The sequence below is a fragment of the Siminovitchia jepli genome (assembly GCF_047228825.1).
Classification (GTDB): domain Bacteria; phylum Bacillota; class Bacilli; order Bacillales; family Bacillaceae_C; genus Siminovitchia.
Map to the genome: position 1 here is coordinate 1 of NZ_JBFEGN010000138.1, position 6,121 is coordinate 6,121.

The following is a 6,121-nucleotide window of genomic DNA, read 5'->3' on the forward strand; positions in this document are numbered from 1 at the left end:
TACAAACCTAATTATACCAAAGGTTGGAGCCCTTTTTGTATTTATAAACTAGATTTTACTTTCGTAATCCAGGATTAAAGAGTGAGGACATATAATGGTTGCAAAGACTAAAAAGGATTTTGATGGATTAAAAGAAATTGGTGAAATCTGTGGGGCGATTCGAGATGAATTAGTCCATAGTACGAAACCTGGAATTACCACAAAAGAACTCGACGAAATTGCAAGAGAGATGTTTGAAAAAGCAGGGGCTCAATCTGCCCCGAAAGAAGAATATGATTTTCCCGGATATACGTGCATTAGCATAAATAAAGAAGTAGCGCACGGGATTCCGAAGAGGAAACGGTTCATTCAAGAAGGGGACTTAGTAAATATTGATGTTTCAGGTTCAAAAAACGGGTATTTCGCAGATACTGGAATTTCCTTTGTAGTAGGGAAAGGAGAGACAATTTTACAGAAAATATGTGACGTTGCCAAAGAAGCATTCAACGCTGGACTTAAGAAGGCAAAGCCAGGTTCAAAAAAAGCGCGCTCGGAAAAGCTGCACACAATGCAGCGAAACAGCATGGTTTGACAGTTATAAAAAATCTTACTGGACATGGTATAGGGCGCTCAATTCATGAAGCACCAGAACATATTTTCAATTACTACTCTCACTGGGATGACGAAATTTTAAAAGATGGTATGGTCATTGCCTTTGAGCCTTTTATCTCTACATTTGAAGAAGAAGTTTTCCAATCCGAAGATGGATGGACCTTCCGAATCCATGAAAGCTTTGTGGCCCAATACGAACATACGGTTATTCTTACCAAGGAAGGACCGATTATTACCACATTGTAAAAGCACAAATACCACAGCAGGGCGCGTTTGTTGAGGGTTACAGGCAGAAAACAATCGATCTTTTAATTGCTTGATTATTTTATTATATAGATTGAATTAAATTTTTTACATCCTTATACAAAGACGGTCTATGGCTTCGGCACGCCGGTGGTCTACATCTTTCAGAAATGCGCGAACGGCTTTGCCGATTTTTCCGACACTGTCGAAAAACACGTTATTGATGACGGAGTCCTTGAGCCATTTCCAAACACCTTCCATCAGGTTTAGCTGGGGACTGTAGGGAGGCAGAAAGACGAACTCAAGGCGATCCCGGTTCTTTTCAAGGAACGGACGGAGAAGCTTGGCATGATGAATTCTGGCATTATCAAGCACCATGACGATTTTGCCTGTGGGATATTCAAGGAGGACTTTCTTAAGGAAGCGCAGGAAAGCCTGTGCATCGTACTTTTCCTCCTCTGTGCAAAGGATTCTGCCAGTCTCGTAATCTAGCGTACCGATCAGCTTCACGCCTTTATGCTGGCCATAGATCGGGATGATCCGCTGTTTTCCACGAAGAAACCAGGTTCTGCCGATAGCCTGGTAGTCACGGATCATGGATTCATCCTCAAAAAGGAGATGGTCAATCTCCTCGTTGATTAGTTTTTTTTAAGCTCTGGGAAGATTACATCCACGAATTTCTTTTGTTTTTCGGGATCCGCTTTTTTTAGTGTATAGGTGGGACGTGTGCAGCTCAGACCAAGTCGGTGGAGCAGACCATCGACACCCTTAATACTGTAGGTGAATCCCCATTTACGCTCAATCAGCTGGGCAGCAAGAGACAGTGTCCAGTTGTACCGGGCGTTAAAGCCGACATCTGCCGGAGTTTTGTTAGCGATGATATCACGAATTTCAGCCTGCTGTTCTTTCGAAAGTCTATTAGGTCTGCCGCTTTGTTTTTTCGGTTCAAGGCCCGCAAGACCATCTTTCCTGTAGTCCTTCATATAATGGCCGATAGTATGTGGCGTCCGCCCGATAATTTTTGCCACTTCATTCTGTTTGCGACCTTCAAGAACCAGTTTAACTGCCTGATAACGTTCAAACAATCGCCGGTCTTTGGTTAACTTCATCGCTTTTTCTAATTCACGGATCTGCATTTCAGAATTCATATAATCGCTTCCTCACAGGTATTATTTACCATTTTACACCTGCTGGAAGAATTATGAAAATAATTTAACTCAACTTATATAACGTAAAAAATGGGTTGCTGGTGTTTTTGTTCGAACTTTATTCCAAAGCTACATCTATTGGACAAGTGGTTCCTTTTTCATTTTTGTATATAATAAAATAGAGGGATGAAATGGATGATTGTGATATCGAGGTGAACATGATGAGGCATGCAGTAATCACGGCGGGTTCGAAGGGACTGGGAAGGAAAGTCACAGAAAGGTTGCTTAAGGATGGCCGCTCTGTCACAGTCAGTTACCGTAGTGACGCGGCAAAAGTGGAGGAATTAAAAAAGGAGTGGGCACCTTTTTCCGAACAACTGCAATTTGTCCAAGGAGATATCTTACAGAAGGAAGACATAGAAAGAATCATTCACACGGCCATGGATCGTTTTGGACGGATCGATTATATGATTAATAATGCCGGCCCATACATATTTGAACGGAAAAAGCTCGTGGATTACGAGGATGAGGAATGGTATGAGATGATTAACGGCAATTTAAGTGCCGTATTTCATTTTCTTAAATTAACGATTCCTGTTATGCGGAAGCAGCGATTTGGCAGAATTGTTACATATGGATTTCAAGATGCAGAGCAATCCCCCGGCTGGACGTACCGTTCCGCTTACAGTGCCGCCAAAGTCGGGCTTGTTTCATTAACGAAGACAATTGCGTTGGAAGAAGCGGAATACGGCATTACCGCCAATATGGTTTGTCCTGGAGATATTGTCGGAGACATGAAAGAAGCAAATATTGAATCAGCACGAAAAGTTGAAGATTTGCACACTCCCATTGGCCGTCCTGGTACAGGAGAAGATATCGCCCGCATCGTTGCTTTTTTATGTGAAGAGGACTCGGATTTGATTACAGGAAGCGTTATTTCTGCTTCCGGCGGCATCCGCGTTGTTCATCGCTATGATAAAAAATAAAGCAGTAAAACGTAGTGGCAGCTTTCAAATGCCATTACGCTTTCCCATTGTTCCCCGCCCGGTATATCCGAAAGAAGTTTTCGTAGATTTTGGCAGAGCCAGCGTTCTCTGAAATTATCAAGTTCGCCAAGGTTGCCACGTTTCCCCATCGTATGAATTTGGCGGGTGGGGTTCACTTCAGGCAGTCGGGGGAATTAGCCGTTTTTTTCAGAAAAAAACCCGGATACTTTTGCAGTACCCGGGTTATTCTATCTTACTTATAAACTTTTATTTTAACAGTTCTGACTCCCCAGTTTAATGCTTTCTTTTTTGTAGGCATGTGCAAGTCAATTTTGTTTCCTCTCATTGCGCCGCCAATGTCTCCGGCAATAGCGTTTCCGTATCCTTCAACGTATACTTTGGATCCGAGCGGAATGACCTTCGGGTCAACTGAGATGACTTTTGCGTTTGGATTTTTCTTCAAGTTAATGCCTGTTGCTGTAATGCCGCTGCAGCCTTTACAACTTGCCGTGTAGGCCGTGGCTTTGACCGTCATCGTTTTGTAGGAAGCTTGTTTGGCAGTTGCCTTGGGCTTTACAGCTTTTTTGACAGGTGCTTTTGGTTTTACCACTTTTTTTGCAGGTACCTTCGCTTTTGAATTTGCAACCTTCAGCACTTGATTCGGTCTGATGGTGTTACTTTTGAGCCCGTTCCAACTTTTTAACTGGTTAACGGATACCTTATGTTTTGTGGCGATTTTCCAAAGTGAATCGCCTTTTTTAACTTTATATGTACTCGAGGCTGCTGAAGTGGCTCCAGAAAAACCTAAAACTAGAAAGCAGGCTGTAATCATGGATATGACTAGTTTCCTCAAAATGCAAAACTCCTTTGTTTCAATCGTAGGTCCTAGTATAGCAGGGGAATGTGACAGTAATATTTCATCAGTATAGTAATTATGTTACAAAACCTTTACCAGCATATTACCCTATTGCCAACTATTGGGTAGCTTTATAAAATAAAGTGCTATTTTCATAGGAGCCATGTACAAGGATATAGATTCTCCTTCATTGAAAAAAAACGGACAGGGGAAGAAGTACCTGAATGGAGATAAGAGGCTGGGTAATCGGCGAGATGCAGGTATGCGTTTCAATTATAATACCTTTGGCCATGGTTCCAGAACAAGTTTCTAAAAACTGCTATTGACTCTTTCCGAATCGGATTGTAAAATAACTTATCAACAAAAATAGTAGCGATGAAGGTTATGGATCAAACTATAACCGGAGCAGCTTCTGGAGAGACCGCATCTTTGCGGCGCCGAAGGATTCACAATCTCAGGCAAAAGGACAGAAGAGTAACTTACGAGCCATATGTACGTTATTCTGCTGACCTTCGAGATTGGAGAAATCCAATCTTTTTTTATTTTTATATTTTTAAAGAGGTGGCTTTTACACATGGAGAAAAGACGTGCAGTCGTGAGTGTGATCGGGAAAGATCAAGTAGGTATTATTGCTGGTGTAACGAAAATTTTGGCGGATCATTACATTAACATTTTGGATATACGCCAAACGATATTGCAAGACTTTTTTACGATGATGATGGTCGTCGATGTAACGGATATTGAAAATTTGGATGGCTTGCAAAAGCAGTTTGATGAACTGGGCGGGGCGATTGGCCAGCAAATTAATATTCAGCGGGAAGAAATTTTTCAAACGATGCATCGTATATAAAAGGAGAATGTATATGAATATAGCACTGAATGAAATGATGGAAACGATCCGGATGGTCCAAATGGAAAACCTGGATATTCGGACCGTCACCATGGGAATCAGCCTGTCGGATTGTGCTGATTCTGATTTTGAAAAAATGAACAAACGGGTTTATGAAAAAATCGTACAATACGCCGGGAAATTAAAAAGCACTGCGGAGGCGGCAGAAAAAGAATTCGGCATTCCAATCGTCAATAAAAGAATATCTGTCACACCAATTGCAGAGCTATTGGGAAATGCGACGAAAAAGCAGGCAGTGGAGCTGGCCAAAACGTTGGATAAAGCGGCCGCCACGCTTGGAGTTGACTTTATCGGAGGCTATTCCGCGCTTGTCCATAAAGGAATCGCAAAGGGTGAAAAAACGCTTCTGGACGCACTCCCGGAGGCACTGAGCGTAACGGAGCGGGTTTGTTCGTCCGTTTCTGTTGCTACGACGAGAACGGGCATTAATATGGACGCTGTTCGCGAGATGGGCTTTATTATAAAAGAAGCAGCAGAAAGAACAAAAGACCGAAACGGAATTGCTTGTGCCAAGCTTGTTGTTTTTTGCAATCCTGTCGAGGACAATCCGTTTATGGCAGGCGCTTTTCACGGTGCTGGCGAGGGGGAGGCAGTGCTGAATGTGGGAGTTAGCGGTCCGGGCGTCGTGTTAAATGCTTTGAGACGCCATCCGGAAGGTGATCTTGGAGAAGTGGCAGATGTCATTAAAAAGACTGTTTTTAAAATAACAAGAGCGGGAGAGCTGATCGGCCGGGTTGTGGCAGATCGTCTCCAAGTTCCATTCGGAATCATGGATTTGTCGCTAGCTCCCACAAACGCCATGAATGATAGCGTTGCTGAAATCTTGGAAGAAATCGGCCTTGAACGGGTCGGTACTCATGGCACAATCGCAGCTCTTGCCTTAATGAATGACGCAGTGAAAAAGGGCGGGGCGATGGCAAGTTCTTATGTCGGCGGTTTGAGCGGCGCCTTTATCCCCGTGAGTGAGGACGAGGGCATGATCCGCGGCATCGAGGACCAGGCGCTTACCTTGTCCAAACTGGAGGCCATGACCTGTGTCTGCTCGGTTGGGCTCGACATGATTGCCTTGTCGGGTGATGCTTCGCCTGCAACGCTGGCTGCAATCATCGCAGATGAAGCGGCTATCGGAATGATCAATAAGAAAACGACGGCGGTGCGCGTCATTCCGGTCCCGGGAAAGCGGGAAGGTGATATTGTCGAATTTGGCGGACTGCTTGGGCGGGCGCCAGTTCTTGGGGTTAATCCATTTAGTTCAGAAAAATTCATCCGCCGCGGCGGGCGCATTCCTGCACCGCTCCAGTCACTGATTAATTAGGGCTTACTGAACAACCTTTATTTTGATCAATAGTTTGCCACTCGCGTTCTGAAATAAAAATAGTCGTCGAAT

General features: G+C 43.7%; 5 protein-coding genes, 1 pseudogene and 1 riboswitch. Of the genes and pseudogenes, 4 read left to right on the forward strand and 2 right to left on the reverse strand.

The features are described from left to right. Positions 1-94: 94 nt before the first annotated feature. Positions 95-837, forward strand: a pseudogene (gene map, locus AB1L08_RS21240) (type I methionyl aminopeptidase). Positions 838-942: 105 nt separating this feature from the next. Here the strand turns inward: map and AB1L08_RS21245 are convergent. Further along, a protein-coding gene (locus AB1L08_RS21245) for an IS630 family transposase (RefSeq protein ID WP_413066606.1) occupies positions 943-1,982 on the reverse strand; the annotation gives its coding sequence in 2 pieces (ribosomal slippage) (positions 943-1,482 and positions 1,485-1,982; 1,038 coding nt in all). Positions 1,983-2,203: 221 nt separating this feature from the next. On the opposite strand from AB1L08_RS21245, the gene AB1L08_RS21250 reads away from it, so the two are divergent. Beyond that, entirely contained in the window at positions 2,204-2,968 is a 765-nt protein-coding gene (locus AB1L08_RS21250) for an SDR family oxidoreductase (protein WP_413066610.1), read from the forward strand. Positions 2,969-3,221: 253 nt separating this feature from the next. On the opposite strand, the gene AB1L08_RS21255 is transcribed toward AB1L08_RS21250, so the two are convergent. After that, positions 3,222-3,821 carry a 3D domain-containing protein gene (locus AB1L08_RS21255; RefSeq protein WP_413066607.1) on the reverse strand — a complete coding sequence of 200 codons (600 nt, stop codon included), beginning with the start codon at positions 3,819-3,821 and terminating at the stop codon, positions 3,222-3,224. 405 nt (positions 3,822-4,226) lie between these two features. Next, positions 4,227-4,304, forward strand: a riboswitch (glycine riboswitch). Between the two features lie 94 nt (positions 4,305-4,398). Between AB1L08_RS21255 and AB1L08_RS21260 the strand changes: the two genes are divergently transcribed. Further along, on the forward strand, positions 4,399-4,674 hold the full coding sequence (locus tag AB1L08_RS21260; RefSeq protein WP_413066608.1) for an ACT domain-containing protein: 276 nt from the start codon (positions 4,399-4,401) through the stop codon (positions 4,672-4,674). 13 nt (positions 4,675-4,687) lie between these two features. Continuing rightward, positions 4,688-6,049, forward strand: a complete 1,362-nt coding sequence (locus AB1L08_RS21265) for a PFL family protein (protein WP_413066609.1) — start codon at positions 4,688-4,690, stop codon at positions 6,047-6,049. Positions 6,050-6,121: the final 72 nt, after the last annotated feature.